1 protein-coding gene is annotated in these 452 nt (G+C 71.5%); it reads right to left on the minus strand.

The genetic code is table 11. From position 1 onward, the window contains the following. Positions 1–452: IS66 family transposase (locus ACLF3M_RS35420; protein ID WP_430661717.1), on the minus strand; the 452-nt coding region annotated here is incomplete at both ends.

Below are 452 nucleotides of genomic sequence, written 5' to 3' on the forward strand. Positions count from 1 at the left end.
CACGACGATGGGGCGGATCTCTCGCTCCACGCTGTTGGTGTCGATCTCCAGGGTGCCGTCGTCGAGGAACCGGCCGAGGCCCTCCCAGTGCCGTAGGCCATAGCGGATCGCAGCGGCGAGCGCGGAGCCCTGGCTGACGCGGCCGAGCTGGGCGTCGAGCCAGCGGTGGAGATCGTGCACAACCGGCGCGCTCCGCTCCTGACGGACGGCCTGGCGTTCCTCGGCGGGCCGGCCACGGATCTCGCGCTCGATGGCGTAGAGCGCGCCGATGCGGAGCAATGCCTCGGGCGCAATTGGCGAGGCGGTGTGGGCGTGGATCTTGTGGAAGCGCCGGCGCAGATGCGCCCAGCAGAACGCGAGCGTGACCGCGCTGTTGTTGCGCCGGTCGGCCAGCGCCCGGAAGCCGCCATAGCCGTCCACCTGCAGCGTGCCGCGAAAGGCCGCGAGATGCC

Source organism: Falsiroseomonas sp. HW251, from assembly GCF_050563545.1.
GTDB lineage: Bacteria > Pseudomonadota > Alphaproteobacteria > Acetobacterales > Acetobacteraceae > Falsiroseomonas.